A 17,844-nucleotide genomic window follows, 5' to 3' on the forward strand; every position below is an offset into this window, starting at 1 on the left:
GAACGCGGAGCGGCCCCCGTCCCTCCCGGAGGAGGTGCGGGGGCCGCTTCGTGCGGGGCGGGCAGTTCGTGCTGCCCGCCCCGCGGTCCTGGGGCCTGAAGGGCCTGGATCAGACCTGCAGGGCCTTGATGGCGGTGGGCGCGTGGCCGGGCTCCGTGGCGAGCTCCTCGAACTCGGTCACGTCGCTCATGTCGACCGTCTTGCTCATCGCGATGTTGGTGACGCGCTCCAGGATGGCCTCGACGACGACCGGGACCTGGTGCTCGGCGGCCAGCTTCTTGGCCTGCTCGAAGGCCTCGCCCAGCTTCTCCGGGTCGGTGACGCGGATGGCCTTGACGCCCAGGCCCTCGGCGACCTTGACGTGGTCGACGCCGTAGACGCCGATCTCCGGGGTGTTGATGTTCTCGAACTCGAGGTTGACCTCGAAGTTGATGCCGAGGCCGCCCTGCGCCTGACGGATCAGGCCCAGGTAGGCGTTGTTCACGAGGACGTGGACATAGGGGACCTTGTGCTGGGCGGCGACCGCCAGCTCCTCGATCATGAACTGGAAGTCGTAGTCGCCGGACAGGGCGACGACCGGGACGTCCGGCTGCGCGGTGGCGGCACCGATGGCGGCCGGGATGGTCCAGCCGAGCGGGCCGGCCTGGCCGCAGTTGACCCAGTGGCGCGGCTTGTAGACGTGCAGGAACTGCGCGGCGGCGATCTGCGAGAGGCCGATGGTGGTGACGTAGCGCGTCTCCGGGCCGAAGGCCTTGTTCATCTCCTCGTACACGCGCTGCGGCTTCATCGGGATGTTCTCGAAGTGCGTGCGGCGCTGCAGGGTGGCCTTGCGCTCCTGCGCCGAGGCGGCCCAGGCGGTGAAGTCGGGGAGCTTGCCCGCGGCCTTCCACTCCTTGGCGATCTCGATGAAGAGCTCCAGGGCGACCTTGGCGTCGGAGGCGATGCCGTAGTCCGGGGCGAAGATCTTCCCGAGCTGGGTGGGCTCGATGTCGACGTGGACGAACTTGCGGCCCTTGGTGTACGCGTCCAGGTTGTAGCCCGTGTGGCGGTTGGCCCAGCGGTTGCCGATGCCGATGACGGTGTCGGACTCCAGGAAGGTCGCGTTGCCGTAGCGGTGCGCGGTCTGGACGCCGACCATGCCGGCGGCCAGCTCGTGGTCGTCCGGGATGGTGCCCCAGCCCATCAGGGTGGAGATGACCGGGATGTTCGTCAGCTCGGCGAACTCGACCAGCAGGTCGGAGGCGTCGGCGTTGATGATGCCGCCGCCGGCGACGATCAGCGGGCGCTCGGCCTCCAGGAGGAAGCCGAGGGCCTTCTCGGCCTGGGCGCGGGTCGCGGACGGCTTGTAGACCGGCAGCGGCTCGTAGGTCTCGGGGTCGAACTCGATCTCGGTCAGCTGGACGTCGATCGGCAGGTCGATGAGGACCGGGCCGGGACGGCCGGAGCGCATCAGGTGGAAGGCCTGCTGGAAGACGCCGGGGACCTGCGCGGCCTCCAGGACGGTCGTCGCGGCCTTGGTGACCGGCTTGGCGATCGTCGCGATGTCGACGGCCTGGAAGTCCTCCTTGTGGAGCTTCGAGACCGGGGCCTGGCCGGTGATGCACAGGATCGGGATCGAGTCCGCGATGGCGGAGTACAGGCCGGTGATCATGTCGGTGCCGGCGGGGCCGGACGTACCGATGCAGACACCGATGTTGCCCGCCTGGGCACGGGTGTAGCCCTCGGCCATGTGCGAGGCGCCCTCGACGTGGCGGGCGAGCGTGTGGTTGACGCCGCCGACGTTCTTGAGCTCGCGGTAGAAGGGGTTGATCGCAGCGCCGGGCACGCCGAAGGCCTGCGTGACTCCTTCGCGCTTGAGGATCTCCACTGCCGCGGCGGCGGCTGTCATACGAGGCATCGGTACTCCTGCGATCAGGCTGTTTCCGTCATCCGGAAAATCTGTTCTGCTATGCGAAACAATCTAGGAGGCGTCTTCCGGCGCGTCAAGGCGGTGGGGCACCCCCGAAACCACCAAATGGCGCGTAACCGCCCCGTGAGTCGCACAAATCCGGGGGACCCTCGCGCGCGCCGTCGCTTGTGGTGGACGATGGACCACGCAGAGCGACGGCGGTGGGGACGGCGGAGGGATGTCGATGGCCGAGACGTTTGCGGTGCGTTGCCCGGCGTGCGGGCGGGAGAACGCGTACGCCCCGCCGGTCTTCCCCTGCGCCTGTGGTTCCCCCGTGACCCCGCCCCTGGACCGGGTGGCCTCCCCGGTGCCGCTGACCCACCGGAACTGGTCGGAGACCTGGGTCGCGGTGCGCTGTACGGCGTGCGGGCGGCGGGACGAGTGGCCGCAGCCCGAGGTGGGCTGCTCCTGCGGGACGGTCGTACGGCTGCCCGTGACGCCGCCGGAGGAGATGGACACCCCGGTCGCCCCGCCGGCCGCCCGCCCGGTACGGGAGGACCCGGCGACCCCGCCGGCGCCGCCGGTGCCGCCCGACCGCGCGCCGGACGCGGCCCCGCCGCGCGGGGAGGGCGGGCGGGACTCCGTACCCGCTCCCGGAGGGCACGGTCCCGCGCACATTCCACTGCCGGTGACCGGGCCGGTGCCGCGCCCGGCGTTCCGGCCGGTGACCATCCGTACCGCGCGGGACGCGGTGGCGACCGCCGCGCTGTACCTCCGCTGGCTCGGCTTCCAGGACGTACGGCAGCCCGACGCGCGCCCCGTGCCGTCCGCCGCGGTGGACCTGCGGGCGCCGGGACTGGTGGCGCAGGTGGACCCGACGACCGCGCCGGCCGGCCTGCGGGCGGTCGAGTGCGTCTGGCTGAACGGTCTGACCGCCTCCGCGACCAGCGTGTACTTCTCCCTGGCGGGCTACACCGAGGACGCCCGGGCGCGCGCCGACGACCTGGGCATACCGCTGTTCGTCATGGACCTCACGGGCATGCCCCAGCCGGTGAACGACCCGGCGGACGAGCTGGTGGGCACGGGCGCCTGATCACCTGTTCGACGGGATCGGGCATCATCGGATGCGGCGCACACCATCCCGTCGAGGAGACCCGTCTTGAGCCTGTACGACATCCCCCTGACCACCCTGTCCGACGAGCCCACCAGCCTCGCGCCGTTCAAGGGCAAGGCCATCCTGGTGGTGAACACGGCCTCGCAGTGCGGCCTGACCCCGCAGTACTCCGGACTGGCGCGCCTGCAGTTCAAGTACGAGGAGAAGGGCTTCACCGTCATCGGCGTGCCGTGCAACCAGTTCGGCGGCCAGGAGCCCGGCACCGCCGAGGACATCCAGACCTTCTGCGCGGCCGGCTTCGGCGTCACCTTCCCGATGCTGGAGAAATCGGACGTGAACGGCGCGGACCGGCACCCGCTCTTCGCCGAGCTGGTGAAGACGCCGGACGCCGAGGGCGAGGCGGGCGACGTCCAGTGGAACTTCGAGAAGTTCCTGATCTCGCCGCAGGGCGAGGTCGTGGGCCGCTTCCGCCCGCGCACCGACCCGGAGTCGCCCGAGGTGCTGGCGGCCATCGAGGCGGTCCTGCCGGCGTAGCCGCCGCGCGGTACGTACCGGGGGGCCGCCCGCGCGGGCTGCGGGCGGCCCCTCCGCGTACGGCACGGTCGGCACCCGGGAGGCCCCCGGCCTCCTCGGCGCCCGCGACGTCCTCGGCACCCTCGGCACCCTCGGCACTCCCCTGAGCGCCCGCGACGTTCTCGGCGTCAGTTCACCTGCCGGTCGCGCCCCTCCCAGTACGGTTCGCGCAGCTTGAACTTCTGGATCTTGCCGGTCGCGGTGCGCGGGATGGCCTCGCGGAACTCGACGCTCGTCGGTGCCTTGTACCCGGCCATCCGCTGCTTGCAGTGGGCGATGATCTCGGCCTCGTCCGCGGTCGCCCCCTCCGCGAGGACCACCAGCGCCTTGATCGTCTCGCCCCACTTCTCGTGCGGGACGCCGATCACGGCCACTTCGGCGACCGACGGGTGGCTGAAGATCGTGTCCTCGACCTCGATGGACGAGACGTTCTCGCCCCCGGTGATGATCACGTCCTTCTTGCGGTCGGAGATCGTGAGGTGGCCGTCCTGGCCGTCGAGCGTGCCGCCGTCACCGGTGTGGAACCAGCCGTCCGCCAGCGCCTCCCGGGTCTCCTCCGGCTTGTCCCAGTAGCCGTCGAGGACGACGTTCGAGCGGGCCAGCACCTCCCCGGAGTCCGACACCCGGAGCCTGACCCCGAGGGCGGGCAGTCCGGCGCGGGACAGCTTGTGGGCCCGCTCCTCCGGCGGCAGCCCCTCGTCGGCCGGCCGGGACCGGTTGAAGGTGAGCAGCGGGGAGGTCTCCGTCAGGCCGTAGATCTGGGTGAACTCCCACCCCAGCTCCTCCCCCACCCGCTGGATCGTCCGGCTCGGCGGCGGGGCGCCGGCGCAGACGATCCGCACCCGGTCGCGGCCGGGGATCTCGCCCTCCCACGAGGCCGCCGCGTCGAGCACCGCGTTCCAGACGGCGGGCGCTCCGCACATGAGGGTGACCCCGTGCTCGTCGACGCGGCGCAGGATCTCCGTGCCGTCGACCTTGCGCAGCACCACCTGCTTCACGCCGAGGCCGGCCATCACGTACGGCATGCCCCAGCCGTTGCAGTGGAACATCGGCAGCGTGTGGAGGTAGACGTCGCGCTCCCAGACGCGGGTGTGCAGGCCGAAGGTCACGCCGTTGACCCAGATGTTGCGGTGGGTGAGCTGGACGCCCTTGGGGCGGGCGGTGGTGCCGGAGGTGTAGTTGATGGTGGCGGTGGCGTCCTCGTCGGGACGGGACCAGGGCCGCGGCTCGACGCCGAACCGCATCAGCCCGGTCTCCGTCTCCGCACCGAGCACGAAGCGGTGGCGGGCCTTGACGCCGGCCAGCGCGGCGTCGAGCTCCGGGTCGACGAGCAGGACGGACGCGCCGCTCTGCCGGACGACGTACTCGACCTCCTCGGGCTTGAGGCGGAAGTTCACCGGTACGCAGATCCGGCCGCTCATCGGCACCGCGAACAGCAGCTCCAGCAGCCGCGCCGAGTTGTGGCTGACCACGGCCACCCGCTCGCCCTCGCCCACGCCGAGGGCGTCGAACCCGGCCTGCCAGGCCCGGACCCGCTCGCCGAGGCGGCCGTACGTCGAATCCGGTACCGGCGGGCCGGGCTGGTCGGGCTCGTCGATCACACCGGGGCCGGCGGCGAACCCCAGCTCTGCCCGGTCGAGGAAGTCGGACACGGTCATGGGAACCCGCACTGCTCACTCCTGGCATCTCGTCTGCACGTCGGCACGTCGCGTCGCGCGATGGACTGCGGTCGGTGTGGATGTGGATCACTGCGCAGGGGCATCGTGCCGGGCGGGACGGCGCAGCACCAGTGGGCGTCAGCCGCGGTTGACCGAGGAGCGGCCCACTGGGCCGGGTGGTTCCCGTCCGTCCGCGGGTCCTCAGCCGTCCACCGCCCCGAACCGGACGTCCCCCTCCCCCGCCTCCGTCATGGCGGCGAGCAGGGCCTGTCCCTCGGCGGTGAGCTCGGCCCGCTGCTGCCGGGTGAGCCGGCCGAAGGGCTCGACGGTGAGCACCGCGGCCGCGCCGCCCTTCGGCTGCTCCAGCCGCCAGGTGCCGGCGAGGAACCCGTCGACGAGGAACGTGCACCGCGCCTGGTTCCCCTGCCAGGTACGGCCCCGGTACTCCTCCGGGACGAGGCGGGTGCGGTCGGCGTGGGAGAGGAGCAGGTTGTCGAACTCGGGCAGGAAACGGGCGGGCGCCGGGGTGTCCTCGTCGGGGCGGGGCGCCTCGGGGAGATCGAAGAGCTCGGTGCCGGAGTCGCTCCGGAAGGTGAGGAGCCGGGGCCGGAGGCGTTCGAAGGCGTCGCGGAGCCGGGTCAGCCCGGCCCAGGTCTGCATGTCCTGGACGGAGGCGGGCCCGAAGGCGGCGAGGTAGCGCAGTACGGTCGCATCGAGGACGGCGTCGGCACCGGCGCCGGCGCCGGCAGCGGCGTCCCGGCCGTCATCCGGGGTGTCCCCGGACTCCGTACGTCCGAGCCAGCTGTCCAGCGTGGTGAGCCGGACCTGCCCCGACCGCCCCCAGACCCCGCGCGGGGTGACCTGGACCAGCGGCAGCAGGCAGCGCGCGGCCACCGAGAGCGCGGGCGGGTCGGCGTGCGGCCACTCCTTGAGCAGCTCCTCGCGGATCTCCGCCATGGTGCGGGGCTCGGCCTCCACGAAGCGGCGGCTCAGTGCGGCGAGCCGCGGCAGGTCGACGTCCACGAGGCCCTTCCGGAAGTTGTTGATCTCCCGGTCGCGGGCGGGCTGGACGAGCGGGCGCAGCACGAGTGCGTCCTCGGCCGTGTGGGTGTGGATGGTGGAGCGCATGGTGACCATGCGGAGCACCTCGCGGGACTCCATGAGCGCGGCCAGCGCCACCGGCTCGAAGCCCTCCAGGCGGGACCACAGCTGGAAGTAGGGCGGCTTCACGTTCTGTGCCTGCAGCCCCAGCAGGTGCGCCACGGCGTCCGCCGCGCCCTTCTCGGAGCGGCGGAGCAGCAGCTGGCGGGCGAGGGTGGCGCGGTTGAGGGCGCGGGTGCCGAGCACGGGCTTCTTCGTGGCGTCCATGGGGACCACGCTAACGAGCATTGCGGACGATTTCGGTCCGCAATGGTGATCCGGCCTCCCCGCCCGCGGCCCGATTCATCCGTATATCCTGCTCGGTGTTCGCAAAAGGACCCCCTGGCAGGAACCCGACCGGGAGCTGACCCGACATGGCCGAGCGCCGCGACCGCCGCCCCTCCTCTCCGCAGAAGAGGACCTCCTGGCTGCGCCCCGCCGCTCCCTCCCCCGCACCGGCCTCTCCCCCCACCCCCTCCTCACCCTCTGCCCCCTCCCCCCCCTCGTCCGACTCGCCGGACGCCCCCGGGAACCACCGCAGCGTGGTCGAGGCCGCCCTCTACCGCGACGGGCGCCGGGTCGCGTCCCCGGCCACCCTCGCAGAGACGTTCCGGCAGCTCCGCGAGCAGTGCGACGGCATGGCCTGGATCGGCCTGCACCGCCCCACGGAAGCCGAACTCCACTCCCTGGCCGCCGAGTTCGACCTCCACCCACTGGCGGTGGAGGACGCCCTGGAGGCCCACCAGCGCCCCAAGCTCGAACGCTACGGCGACACCCTCTTCGTCGTACTCCGCGCGGCCCGCTACCTGGACGCCCCGGAGGAGGTCGACTTCGGCGAGCTGCACGTCTTCGTGGGCCCGGACTTCCTGATCACGGTCCGCCACGCGGCCGCCCCGGACCTCTCGGCGGTCCGCCGCCGCATGGAGGAGACCCCGGACCTCCTCAAGCTCGGCCCCGAGGCGGTCCTGTACGCGATCCTCGACGCGGTGGTCGACGGCTACGCGCCGGTGGTGGACGGCGTCCAGACCGACATCGACGAAATCGAGACGGAGGTGTTCCGCGGCGACCCGGAGGTCTCCCGCCGCATCTACGAACTCTCCCGCGAAATGGTCGAGTTCCAGCGCGCCACCCGCCCCCTGGTCGGCATGCTGCACGGCCTGATGGCGGGCTTCGCGAAGTACGGCACGGACGAGGAACTCCAGCGCTACCTCCGCGACGTGGCCGACCACGTCACGCACACCAGCGAACGCGTGGACGGCTTCCGCCAGGCCCTCACCGAAATCCTCACGGTCAACGCCACCCTGGTCACCCAGCAGCAGAACGCCGAAATGCGCGCCCTGGCCGAAGCCGGCTTCGAACAGAACGAGGAGATCAAGAAGATCTCCTCGTGGGCGGCCATCCTCTTCGCCCCCACCCTGGTCGGCACGATCTACGGCATGAACTTCGAAACCATGCCGGAACTCCACTGGGCCGGCGGCTACCCCTTCGCCATCCTCCTCATGGCCGTCGTCTGCACCAGCCTCTACGTCATCTTCAAGAAGCGCGACTGGCTCTAGCGGGCGGTGCGGGTGCGGACTGGGGGGTGGGGCGGAGGGAGGGGGCGGTCAGGGTTGCGGTGAGGGTGACGGCTGTGGTGAACCAGTAGGCCGTGGCGTAGGGGTGGGCGTCGGGGGTGGGGGATGCCGCGAGGATGGCGGCCGTGGCGGCGATGCCGAGGCCGCCGCCGAGTTGGCGGGCCGCCATGACCGTGCCGGTTGCCGCGGCGAAGTGTTCGGGGGCGGTCGAGAGGGCGGCGGCGCTGGAGATGCCGACGGTGGCCGTGCCGATGCCGGCGCCCATCACGGTTCCGGCCGGGAGCCAGAGCGTCCAGAAGTGCGGTTCGGTGTCGATCAGGAGGGCCAGGACCGCCGTCGAGGTGGTGATGAGGGCCGAGCCGGCCGTCACCAGGGTGCGGGGGGTGGGGGTGAAGGGGAGCCGGCCGATGCCGATGCCGGCCGCGGCGGCCACCAGTGCCGCCGGGCTCATCGCGAGACCGGCCTCCAGCGGTGAGTAGCCCCAGGCGTCGGTGAGGAAGAGGACGCCGAGCAGCATCGTGGCGAAGAGGGCCGTGCCGTAGGCGAAGGAGACGCCGCTCGCGACGGCGAACGTGCGGTTGCGGAAGAGGTCGAGCTGCAGCGCCGGCCGCTGGTGGCGGCGCGACCGCTGTACGGCCGCCGCGCCGGTGAGCACCGTGACGCCGGCGGCGGACAGCACGTACGCGGAGGACCAGCCGTGGTCCGGCACCTGGGTGAGGCCGTGGACCGCGGAGCCGATGGAGAGGGCGAGGAGCAGGCCGCCGGCCAGGTCGGGTACGCCGCCGGTGCGGGCTTCGCCGGGGAGGAGTTTCCTGCCGGCGACCAGGACCCAGAGGCCCACCGGCAGGTTGAGGCAGAACAGCGCGCGCCAGTCGAGCGCCTCGACCACGAGGCCGCCGAGTGCGGGTCCCGCCGCGGCGGCCAGGGCGCCCGCCGCGCTCCAGACGCCGATCGCGGCGCGCCTGCGTCCGGCGGGGACTTCGGCGAGGACGAGTCCCAGCGAGGCGGGTACGAGCAGGGCCGCCGCCACGCCCTGGACGGCTCGGGCGGCGAGCAGTACGGGCAGGGTCGGGGCGGCGGCGATCAGCAGCGAGGACGCCGTGAAGAGGGCGACGCCGATCAGGAACAGGCGGGCGCGGCCGACCGCGTCGGCCAGCGGTCCGGCCGGGGCGAGCAGGGCGGCGAACGGGATCACGTAGGCCGTGGCCACCCACGAGACGGTGGTCAGCGAGACGTCGAAGCCGGCGGCGATCGGCGGGACCGCCAGGTTGGTCACGGTGGCGTCGAGGAAGCTGAGGAAGGCGCCCGCGCAGGCGAGTTGGAGGGCCACGGAAGCCCGGCGGGCGGTGGCGTCGGATGTCATGCCGGGGATTTAAGTGCACGATCGTTCGTACGTCAATGAGGTTATGGGCGCGCGCGGCTCCGGCCCCGGCCGGGACACCGGGCTGCGGCGGCCGGGCCCGCGGAGGCTCGCCGCGACAGGCTCCGTTGCGGCGGCTGCGGCCGGTTCCGGATGGCCGCGACCCGCCGACCGGGACCTGTCGGCGGGTCGAGCGGTCAGGTCCGGCGGGTGCGGAGGTTCACCGTCGCCGACCTGAGGACGGCCGCCGGGCTGAGGAAGCCGAGGGGGGTGATCAGGCGGGAGCCGAAGAGGTGCATGTGGCGGGCCAGGGAGGGGTCGCGGGTGGCCGCCGAGAACATCAGGCGTTCCATCGGGTTGAAGGGGCGGGAACGGGCGAAGTCGGCGGCCAGGGACTGGTGGCCGCGCAGCCGCCGGCGGTGGGTACGGGCGTACGCCGCGAGGGAGCGGTCCAGGTCGCCGCGGCCGATCGCGGCCGGGGCGACGGCCTCCGCCAGCCACTGGGCGGACTGGAGGGCCCAGCCGCAGCCGACTCCCCACAGGGGGTCGCCGGTCAGGGCGGCGTCGCCGATCAGCGCCAGGCCCGACGCCGTCGGCCGGCGGGTGTGCAGCGGGTGGTCGACGGTGCCGATGAACTTCGAGACACGCCGGGCGGAGTCGACCGGCGGCGCCTCCGGCAGGGAGCGGATGAAGGAGTTGAAGCTGCCCTCGAGGTCGTTCCGGAAGGCCGGCAGCCGCTTCTTGTCCGCGACCACGGCGAGGACCGTCACGCCGTCGTCGTTCGGAAAGGCGTACGCCATGTCGGGTTCGAGGAACCACGTCTGGCCGATCCCGCCGGGCAGCGGGAGGTCGCGGTAGTGCGCGAGGTATCCGAACCGCGCGTTCTCGTGCTGCCGGGTGGGCACCCCCGCGAGCTTCGCCACGGCGGAGTCCTTGCCGTCGGCGCCGACCACCAGGCGGGCCCGGACCTCCCGCTCGCCCTGCCGGGTCGAGGCGCGTACGCCGACGCTGCGGCCGGCCTCCCGGACCACTCCGGTCACCCGGTGGCCGAGGAGGAGGTCGACGCCGGGGGTTTCGGCGGCCCGGGACCTGATGAGCGGGTCGAGGATGCTGCGCCGGACGTTGTACCCGTACGGCAGCTCGGGGCCGCCCGGCGCCGCCTTCGGCTCGATCCAGCCCCAACGGGTGTGCCAGCGGGCCTCGTTGCGCACGGCTCCCGCCTTCTCGAGGTCGGGTACCAGGCCGAGCTCGTCCAGCACCGGATGGGCGTTGGCCGTGAGGGAGTGGGTGCAGAGCACCTTGTACGCGTCCGGGTCCGGGTCCGACCGGCGTTCCAGCAGCGCGACGCGGACCCCCCGCCTGGCGAGCAGGATCGCCGCGGCGCTGCCGGCGAGGCTGGCCCCGCTGATCACGACGTCGTACTCGTACACCGCGCTCTCGGGCATGGTCATGCGCCGGTCGTTCCCTTCGTCATGGGATACCGCTCGATGGGGTGGGCAGGCGTGGGGCAGTGCATGACTCTACGGAATGGTGCCCAATTCCGGTGCGGTGAGTGTGAGTTGACAATCAGTCATCTCACGGCGGAGGGATGGCCGGCGAGGGAGGCCAGCCGGGCGAGGGACGTGCGGCGCTGGAGGAGGGCGAGGCCGGTGACCGCGGCGCCGAGGGCGAGCCAGCCGACCGGCCCCGCGGGCGTGACGGCCGCGGTGAGGAGGAGCGGGCCGGCGGCCTTCTGGGTGGCCGAGGAGATGCCCGCCACGCCGAGGTACGAGGCCTTCCCCTCGGTCGGGGCGAGGGACACGGCCAGCTCCCAGGACGACACCGACCGCACCAGTTCGGCCGCGGTGACCAGGACCGCGGCGGCCAGCAGGGTCGCGGAGGCCGTCCAGGGGCCGCGGGCCGGGGTGACGGCGACGAGGGCGCAGGCGCCGAGCAGGAACAGCCCGTACCAGGCCACGGACCGGGCCGCCTGGCGCGGCCGCTCGACCTTCGCGGACACGGGGAGCTGGAGGACGACGACCAGCACGGTGTTGAGGAAGAGGAAGGCCGGCACCAGGGCGTGGGGGGCGTCCGTGTGGTGGACGAGCCACAGCGGGAGCCCGACGGACAGGATCGCGTCGTCCAGGCAGAGCGGGATGTCCAGGAGGACGAAGCGGAGGTAGCCCCGGTCCCGCCAGGGGTTCGCGGCCACGGCCGCCGAAGGTGCGGGGCCGACCACGGCCGCCGGAGGGGCGGGGGCCGCGGGGGCCGTCGGTGGTTCCGCCGCGCCCGCGGCTGGTGGTTCCGCCGCGCGCACGGGCCGCGGTTCCGAAATGCGTACGGCCGGCGGTTCCGCCGTGCGCCAGGTCAGGGCGGCCGCCAGCAGGTAGGAGAGGGCGTTGGCCAGGATGAGGAGTTCGTACGCGCCCCGGGTTCCCACGGCGAGTCCCGCGGCGGCGATGCCCGCGCCGACGGCGTAGCCCGCGTTGGCCGCGCTGCGCGACAGCGCCTGGTAGGTGGCGCGCCGTTCGCCCGCCACCCGGGTGGCGAAGAGCATCTCCAGGGTCTTCGCCGCGCGGTCGCCGAGGAACGTGAGGGCGACGATCAGCAGCAGCGCCTCGAAGCGGGTGACGACCAGCAGCGCGAGGAGCGCCACCAGCCGAATCAGGTGACAGGCGATCAGGAGGGGCCGTACGGCGAAGCGTTCGGCCAGGTGGCCGGCGATGGGCGAGCCCACGATGCCGGCCACCGCGCCGGCGCCGAGCATCAGGCCGAGCCGGCCGGCGTCGAGGCCGATGACGAACGTGAAGAACAGGACCATGGAGGCGGCCCAGACGCCGGTTCCGGTGCGGTCGAGGAGCTGGGCGAACAGCATGATGCGGGCGTCGCGACCGCCGGGCGGACGACGGAGCTGCGCGAACAGGCCGCCGCCGGGGGCTCCTCCGGGTACGGGCCCCTCGCGGCCCGTCGCAGAGCCGGTCGCCGCCCCGGCGTCCGGCGCGCCGGCGTCCGACACCCCGGCGTCCGGCGCGCCGCCCGGTTGCCGCCCCGCCGCGCCCCCCGCGCCCCCCGCGTACCCCTCCGGGGCCGTCCCCCGCGTGCCGTTCCGTCCCATGTCGGGCTTCCTCCGTGTCCCCGTAGAGGTATCTCGATGTCGAGATACCTGCGCCAGGGTGCCCGCCCATGAATCTCGACGTCAAGATATTTCTGTCGGGCGCCTCCCCAACGGCCCCTCCGGGACCAGGCATAATGCGGCACTGATCCACGCACAGGGGGACGGACCATGAAGCTTGCCGAAGCACTGGCGCTGCGGGCCGACGCGGCGCGCCGGGTGGAGCAGCTGCGCTCCCGCGTGGTCGGCAACGCGCGCTACCAGGAGGGCGAGACGCCCGTCGAGGACGCCGCGGCCCTGCTCGCCGAGGCCGGGGAGACGCTCGACGGGCTGGAGTCCCTGATCCGTCGCATCAACCGGACCAACTCCCAGGCCGTCATCGACGGCGGCGGCACCCTCACCGACGCGCTCGCGCGCCGCGACGTCCTGCGGCTGCGGCACTCCGTGCTCACCTCGGCCGCGGACGCGGCCGCCGGGCCCGCCGCCGGCCGCCAGATGCGCTCCGAGCTGCGGATGTTCGCGGCACTCCCGGTCGGGGAACTGCGGGCGCAGGCCGATCTGGTGGCCAAGGAGATCCGTGAGATCGACGTACTGATCCAGCGCTCCAACTGGGAGGTCGACCTGCTGGACTGACCTTCACCGGGTGTGGAGCAGGTAGTCGTCACGGAGGCGTGCACAAGCCGAGGACCGGCGGTCAATCCGGTCCTGCGGTGCGCGGAGAGCAGCGCGGGGGTTCGAGTCCCCGGGTCACGGTGCAGCTCAGCACGGCGCACAGGTAACGGCGCACGGCGCACGGTTCACCACCATGTGCAGATCCGCGACGGCGAGGGCGGGTTCGGGGAACCTCCACACCCCGGTACGGGTGAACGTCGCGCGCCGGGCCGCGTGCCGGGGTGCCCCCGTCGCGGGTGCCGACCAACGTAGGGGTCTCCGGGTACTCGACGAAAGGCGGCCGGCATGGGCGACGATCTGGGCAGTCTGCTGGGCGGCCTGCTCGGCGGTGGTTCCGACAGGGGCGGCGACCTGCTGGGCGCCCTGCTGACCTCGCTGGGCGGGGCCGGTACGCACGGGGCGGGCAGCAATCCGCTCGGCGCGCTCATCGACACGCTGAAGGAGGGCGGTCTGGGCGCGAAGGCCGACTCCTGGGTGGGCACGGGCGGCAACCAGGAGGTGAGCGGGCCCGAGGTCGCGCAGGCCCTGCCGTACCAGGCCCTGGACCACGTGGCCGGGCAGGCGGGCGTCACCCCCGAGGAGGCGGCGGACCGGCTGGCCGAGGTGCTGCCCACGGCGGTGGACCGGCTGACCCCCGACGGCACGGTGCCGGAGGGCTCGCTGGAGGACCTGATCAGGCAGCGGATGTGAGCGGGGGCGGGCTCCGCGTCGGCGCCGGAGCCCGCCCCCTGGTTCAGTCCGCGGGGACTACCACATCACGGGCAGGCGCTCCGGGAGGCGCTTCATGAAGCCGGTGCGCCAGACGAGCTGCTCGACCGGCACGGCCAGGCGGATCCGCGGCATGGCCTCCAGCAGGGCGGTCAGCGCGATCTCCGCGTGCTTCTTGCCGAGGGCGGTGGCCGGGCAGTAGTGCGAGCCGCCGCCGAAGGAGAAGTGGGCGGAGGAGTTCTCGCGGTGGAAGTCGAGCTTGTGCGGCTGCGGGAAGACCTTCGGGTCGAAGTTCGCTCCCTCGGGCAGGACGAGGATCAGCTCGCCCTTGCGCACTTCCTGGCCGCCGAGGACGGCGTCCTCCATGACCAGGCGGGGCAGGCCGTCGCCGATGGACAGGTTGATCCGCAGGAGTTCGTCCACCGCCTTCGGCATGATCTCCGGGTGGGCGGCGAGCTGGTCGAGCTCCTCGGGGTGGGTGAGGAGGGTGACCAGCGCCATCGCGAGGAACCCGGCGGTGGAGATGACACCGGCGCCGAACAGCGTGACGCCGACGGTCGCGAACATCTCGTCCGAGACGTGGGCGTACTCCTCGGTGCCGCGCAGCTTGGCGAGGTCGCCGATGAGGCCGCCCTCGGTGTCGTTCAGCCGCTCCTTCATGTACGCGATGTCCCGGTCCCAGTTGAGCCGGGCGGCCGGGATCTCGGTGGCGGAGTTCATGAACGCGATCGGCAGCGACTCGGCCAGGAGCGGGGTGTCCTCCAGCGGGATGCCCAGCAGGTAGCTGTGCATGGCCTCGCTGAAGGGGTCGGCGAACATCGAGCGGACGTCCACCGGGGCGCCGTGCTTGAGCATCCGCTCGACCAGCTCGGCGGCGTGGTCGCGCATCCACTCCTGCAGGCCGGGGGACTTGGGGTTGATGGCCTTCATCACGGCCTTGCGGAGCCCGGCTCCGGTGATGTTGCCCATGTTGTTGACCACCTCCGGCGGGATGGTCAGCGCGTACTGGCGCGGCACACCCGGGTCGGAGGTGTTCTTGAGGCTGAAGTTGTCGTCCTCCAGCACCTGCTTGACCAGTTCGTACGAGGAGACCAGCCAGGCCTCGGCCCCGGCGATGGTACGCACCTTCGTGATCGGCGCGAGCTCGGCGACCTCCGTCGGGAGCTGGGTCCCGTCCCAGGTGAACGGGAAGTCCAGGATCGTCTCGGCGGCGGACATCAGTGGTCTCCTTCAGCGGGGGTGACGATGGCGTGGCCCTGGTTGCGGGAGGCCCGCACACCGGCGCCGCGCGCGTAGAGCAGGTCCGCCATGGGCAGCGCGGCGTGGTAGCAGTTCAGGGAGGACTGCACGCCGAGGATGGCGGGGGTGTCGAGGAAGAGCGGGGCCTCGGCGCACACGTAGTCGATGCAGACCTGGCGCTGCCGTGCGGTCGGGGCCCTGCCGTCGAGGACCTTCGAGGACAGGAAGATGTCGACCAGGGCGTTGCAGGTCTCGCGGAACGCCGGGTCGCTGTCGAGGCGGCCGATCAGCTCCGCGTGCATCCGCCGGTACTCGGGGATGTCGCGCAGCGCCGACATGGGCCGGCCGCGGAGGCGTTCACCGCTCGGGTCGTTGTCGGCGACGGCGGCGGTGACCTTGGCGCGAACGCCGCGGAGGTTCTTGACGGCCTTGCGGCGCGCTTCGTCCTCCGGGTAGCCGAGCGCCTCGTACATCTCGGCCACGTGCAAGTCGGTATATATCAGGTCGACTTGTGCGAAGTTGTCGAGTCCCCAGCGGGCGAGATCCTGAACCCGCTGGTGGGAGAAGTAGGAGTTTCCGGGGCTGATGCCGATCACCGCGTGTTCGCCTTCATCGGCGATGACCTGGCAGTGCGGGGTGTAGGGCTGAACCTGGAACGCAACTGTCGTTGTCGTCATGGATGTTGCCGCATCCTTGACGCCGCGATTCCCCGTGCGGGCTCCTTGCCCAGGGTGCGGCGACGTCCGCACAGAACCTACTGACGATCTTCGCCACGACAACACAAGTAACTGAATGTACACCTGATGTTCACTTTGCGTGGCTGAAACTGGCCCCTCGTGGACCGGAGTTCCGGTCGGCCGACCGGGACCGCCCGGGCGATGCGGCGCCCGGGTCGACCGAGGGGCCGCGGGGTCACGCCGCGCGATCGGCCGTGGCCGAAAGTGATTGGACCATCCCATGGCACCCACGCGCCCGCTGGACCCCGCGCACCCCCGGCGACCCGGAGGTCACTACCCGGGGAGGCGGGGCGAGGCCGCCGCCGGATCAGGCCGGCCGCAGTCCGCGGAGGGCGGTTTCGACCACCCGGTCGGCATACTCGGCGGTGAGCGGACCGCCGCGCTGGAGCCAGCGGTTGGTGAGCGGGCCCCAGATCAGGTCGACGGCGACGTCGAGGTCGACGTCGGCGGCGAGCTGACCGGCCGCGCGGGCGGCCAGCAGGCGGCCGCGCTTCATCGCGTGCAGCGGCGCCTGCAGCCGCTCGGCGTACGCGTCCGCCAGTGCGGGGTCGTTGATGACCTCGGTGGTGAGCGCGCGCAGTACGCCGTCGAAGGCCGGGTCGGCGAGCTCGGCGGCGGTGGCGCGCAGCACCGTCTTCAGGTCGGCCTCCAGGTCCCCGGTGTCGGGCAGGCCGGGCGCGGCCTCCGCCGCGGCCCCCCTGTCCCGCGCCACCCCGCCGGGCACTCCCCCGTCGGCCTCGCCGCCGCCGGCGCCGCCCTCGCCCTCGGCGCCGCTCAGCATCAGCACCGCGTCGAGCAGCACGGCGCCCTTCGAGGGCCACCAGCGGTAGATGGTCTGCTTGCCGACGCCGGCCCGGGCGGCGATGGCCTCGATGCCGAGCTTCGCGTAGCCGACCTCGCCGGCGAGTTCGACGGCCGCGGTGAGGATGGCGCGCCGGGAGGCCTCACTGCGGCGCGCGGCGCTGGGGGTGCCCTTCGCGCCGCCCGGGGGGTTCTTCGCTGGAGTCATGGCCGCACCCTAACAAAGAGACGAGACGGTCCGTCTTGACAGCCCGGCGAAGGTGGCCCATAGTCATCCCATCAAGGCGAGACGGACCGTCTCGTCTCATTGAAACGAGGAGACCGCATGACCCGCGCCACCGCCCCCGCCACCACCCCCGCCGCCTCCGCCACCCCCCGCGTCTGGCTCGTCACCGGCGCCAGCCGCGGCCTGGGCCGGGCCTTCGCCGAGGCCGCCCTCGCCGCGGGCGACTCCGTCGCCGCGCTCGCCCGCACCACCACCGCCCTGGACGAGCTCGCCGCCGCCCACCCGGGCCGGGTGCACGTCCTCACCGCGGACGTCACCGACCGCGCGGCGGTGTTCGCCGCGGTCGCCGACGCCGTCGGCCACTTCGGGCACCTCGACGTGGTCGTCAACAACGCCGGCACCCTGTCGATGGGCATGACCGAGGAGTTCACCGAGGCCGAGGCCCGCGCCCAGATGGAGGTGAACTTCTTCGGCGCGCTGTGGGTCTGCCAGGCCGTCATGCCGCACCTGCGGGAGCGCAAGGCCGGCCACATCGTCCAGATCTCCAGCATCGGCGGCATCGCCGCCTTCCCCGCCACCGGGCTCTACAGCGCGAGCAAGTTCGCCCTGGAGGGCATGAGCGAGGCCCTGGCCATGGAGGCGGCCGCCTTCGGCGTCAAGGTGAGCATCGTCCAGCCGGGCGGCTACTGGACCGACCTCTACACCTCGATGCACGCGGCCGCGCCCCTCGACGCGTACGCCCCGCTGCGCGCCGAACTGGAGGCCCAGTGGGCCGAGGGGTCCGTCGACAGCGAGCCGCGCCTCGCCGCGGACGCCGTGCTCGCGCTCGTCGGCGCCGAGGAACCGCCGCTGCGGCTGCTGCTCGGCTCCATGGTGTACGACCTGGCCTTCGACGTGGCCCGGCGGCGCATGGACACCTGGGCCGCCTGGGAGCGGACCAGCCGCGCCGCGGAGCGGGCCGTGCCCATGCCCGTACCGGCCGAGGCGGGCCACGTACCCGCGGAGGCCGGCCCCGTCCAGGCGGCCGGCGGGCCCGCCGGTGACCCCGCCTGACCCGCGCGAG

14 protein-coding genes and 1 pseudogene are annotated in these 17,844 nt (G+C 72.7%); 6 read left to right on the forward strand and 9 right to left on the reverse strand.

Translation table 11 applies throughout. From position 1 onward, the window contains the following. Positions 1 to 109: 109 nt before the first annotated feature. The gene (gene gcl, locus ACIQUR_RS04095) at positions 110 to 1,897 is read right to left on the reverse strand and encodes a glyoxylate carboligase (RefSeq protein ID WP_403657808.1); all 1,788 of its coding nucleotides are present in this window, start codon (positions 1,895 to 1,897) and stop codon (positions 110 to 112) included. Positions 1,898 to 2,132: 235 nt separating this feature from the next. On the opposite strand from gcl, the gene ACIQUR_RS04100 reads away from it, so the two are divergent. Together ACIQUR_RS04100 and ACIQUR_RS04105 are read left to right on the forward strand one after the other, a co-directional pair. Further along, a complete protein-coding gene (locus ACIQUR_RS04100) occupies positions 2,133 to 2,981 on the forward strand; it encodes a hypothetical protein (protein ID WP_403657811.1) in 849 nt (282 codons plus the stop codon). A gap of 66 nt (positions 2,982 to 3,047) precedes the next feature. Further along, a complete protein-coding gene (locus ACIQUR_RS04105) occupies positions 3,048 to 3,536 on the forward strand; it encodes a glutathione peroxidase (RefSeq protein ID WP_399940815.1) in 489 nt (162 codons plus the stop codon). A gap of 167 nt (positions 3,537 to 3,703) precedes the next feature. On the opposite strand, the gene ACIQUR_RS04110 is transcribed toward ACIQUR_RS04105, so the two are convergent. Together ACIQUR_RS04110 and ACIQUR_RS04115 are read right to left on the reverse strand one after the other, a co-directional pair. Beyond that, positions 3,704 to 5,233, reverse strand: a complete 1,530-nt coding sequence (locus ACIQUR_RS04110) for an AMP-binding protein (RefSeq protein ID WP_403657815.1) — start codon at positions 5,231 to 5,233, stop codon at positions 3,704 to 3,706. 201 nt (positions 5,234 to 5,434) lie between these two features. Continuing rightward, a complete protein-coding gene (locus ACIQUR_RS04115) occupies positions 5,435 to 6,601 on the reverse strand; it encodes a winged helix DNA-binding domain-containing protein (protein ID WP_403657818.1) in 1,167 nt (388 codons plus the stop codon). Between the two features lie 146 nt (positions 6,602 to 6,747). Between ACIQUR_RS04115 and ACIQUR_RS04120 the strand changes: the two genes are divergently transcribed. Further along, the gene (locus ACIQUR_RS04120; protein WP_403657821.1) at positions 6,748 to 7,929 is read left to right on the forward strand and encodes a magnesium and cobalt transport protein CorA; all 1,182 of its coding nucleotides are present in this window, start codon (positions 6,748 to 6,750) and stop codon (positions 7,927 to 7,929) included. Here ACIQUR_RS04120 and ACIQUR_RS04125 read toward each other — a convergent pair. The 3 genes from ACIQUR_RS04125 to ACIQUR_RS04135 form a co-directional block, all read right to left on the reverse strand. Next, positions 7,907 to 9,310, reverse strand: a complete 1,404-nt coding sequence (locus tag ACIQUR_RS04125) for an MFS transporter (RefSeq protein WP_403657824.1) — start codon at positions 9,308 to 9,310, stop codon at positions 7,907 to 7,909. The genes ACIQUR_RS04120 and ACIQUR_RS04125 overlap by 23 nt on opposite strands. Positions 9,311 to 9,504: 194 nt before the next feature. Next, positions 9,505 to 10,758, reverse strand: coding sequence for an NAD(P)/FAD-dependent oxidoreductase (locus ACIQUR_RS04130; protein WP_403657827.1), 1,254 nt, complete (start codon positions 10,756 to 10,758; stop codon positions 9,505 to 9,507). 119 nt (positions 10,759 to 10,877) lie between these two features. Further along, the gene (locus ACIQUR_RS04135; RefSeq protein ID WP_403657830.1) at positions 10,878 to 12,401 is read right to left on the reverse strand and encodes an MFS transporter; all 1,524 of its coding nucleotides are present in this window, start codon (positions 12,399 to 12,401) and stop codon (positions 10,878 to 10,880) included. Positions 12,402 to 12,569: 168 nt separating this feature from the next. Between ACIQUR_RS04135 and ACIQUR_RS04140 the strand changes: the two genes are divergently transcribed. Beyond that, on the forward strand, positions 12,570 to 13,031 hold the full coding sequence (locus ACIQUR_RS04140; protein ID WP_403657833.1) for a DIP1984 family protein: 462 nt from the start codon (positions 12,570 to 12,572) through the stop codon (positions 13,029 to 13,031). Positions 13,032 to 13,352: 321 nt separating this feature from the next. Then, a pseudogene (locus ACIQUR_RS04145) lies at positions 13,353 to 13,760 on the forward strand (YidB family protein); the annotation flags it as partial. A gap of 57 nt (positions 13,761 to 13,817) precedes the next feature. Here the strand turns inward: ACIQUR_RS04145 and ACIQUR_RS04150 are convergent. The 3 genes from ACIQUR_RS04150 to ACIQUR_RS04160 form a co-directional block, all read right to left on the reverse strand. Further along, the gene (locus ACIQUR_RS04150; RefSeq protein ID WP_403657836.1) at positions 13,818 to 14,996 is read right to left on the reverse strand and encodes a cytochrome P450; all 1,179 of its coding nucleotides are present in this window, start codon (positions 14,994 to 14,996) and stop codon (positions 13,818 to 13,820) included. Beyond that, entirely contained in the window at positions 14,996 to 15,694 is a 699-nt protein-coding gene (locus tag ACIQUR_RS04155; protein WP_399940734.1) for a tRNA-dependent cyclodipeptide synthase, read from the reverse strand. Before ACIQUR_RS04155 ends, ACIQUR_RS04150 begins: the two co-directional genes overlap by 1 nt. 367 nt (positions 15,695 to 16,061) lie before the next feature. After that, entirely contained in the window at positions 16,062 to 16,763 is a 702-nt protein-coding gene (locus ACIQUR_RS04160) for a TetR/AcrR family transcriptional regulator (RefSeq protein WP_403657840.1), read from the reverse strand. Between the two features lie 117 nt (positions 16,764 to 16,880). On the opposite strand from ACIQUR_RS04160, the gene ACIQUR_RS04165 reads away from it, so the two are divergent. Further along, entirely contained in the window at positions 16,881 to 17,834 is a 954-nt protein-coding gene (locus tag ACIQUR_RS04165; RefSeq protein WP_403657843.1) for an SDR family NAD(P)-dependent oxidoreductase, read from the forward strand. The last annotated feature ends 10 nt before the right edge of the window (positions 17,835 to 17,844 follow it).

Origin of the sequence: Streptomyces sp. NPDC101132 (genome assembly GCF_044759225.1) — a bacterium.
Classification (GTDB): Bacteria; Actinomycetota; Actinomycetes; order Streptomycetales; family Streptomycetaceae; genus Streptomyces.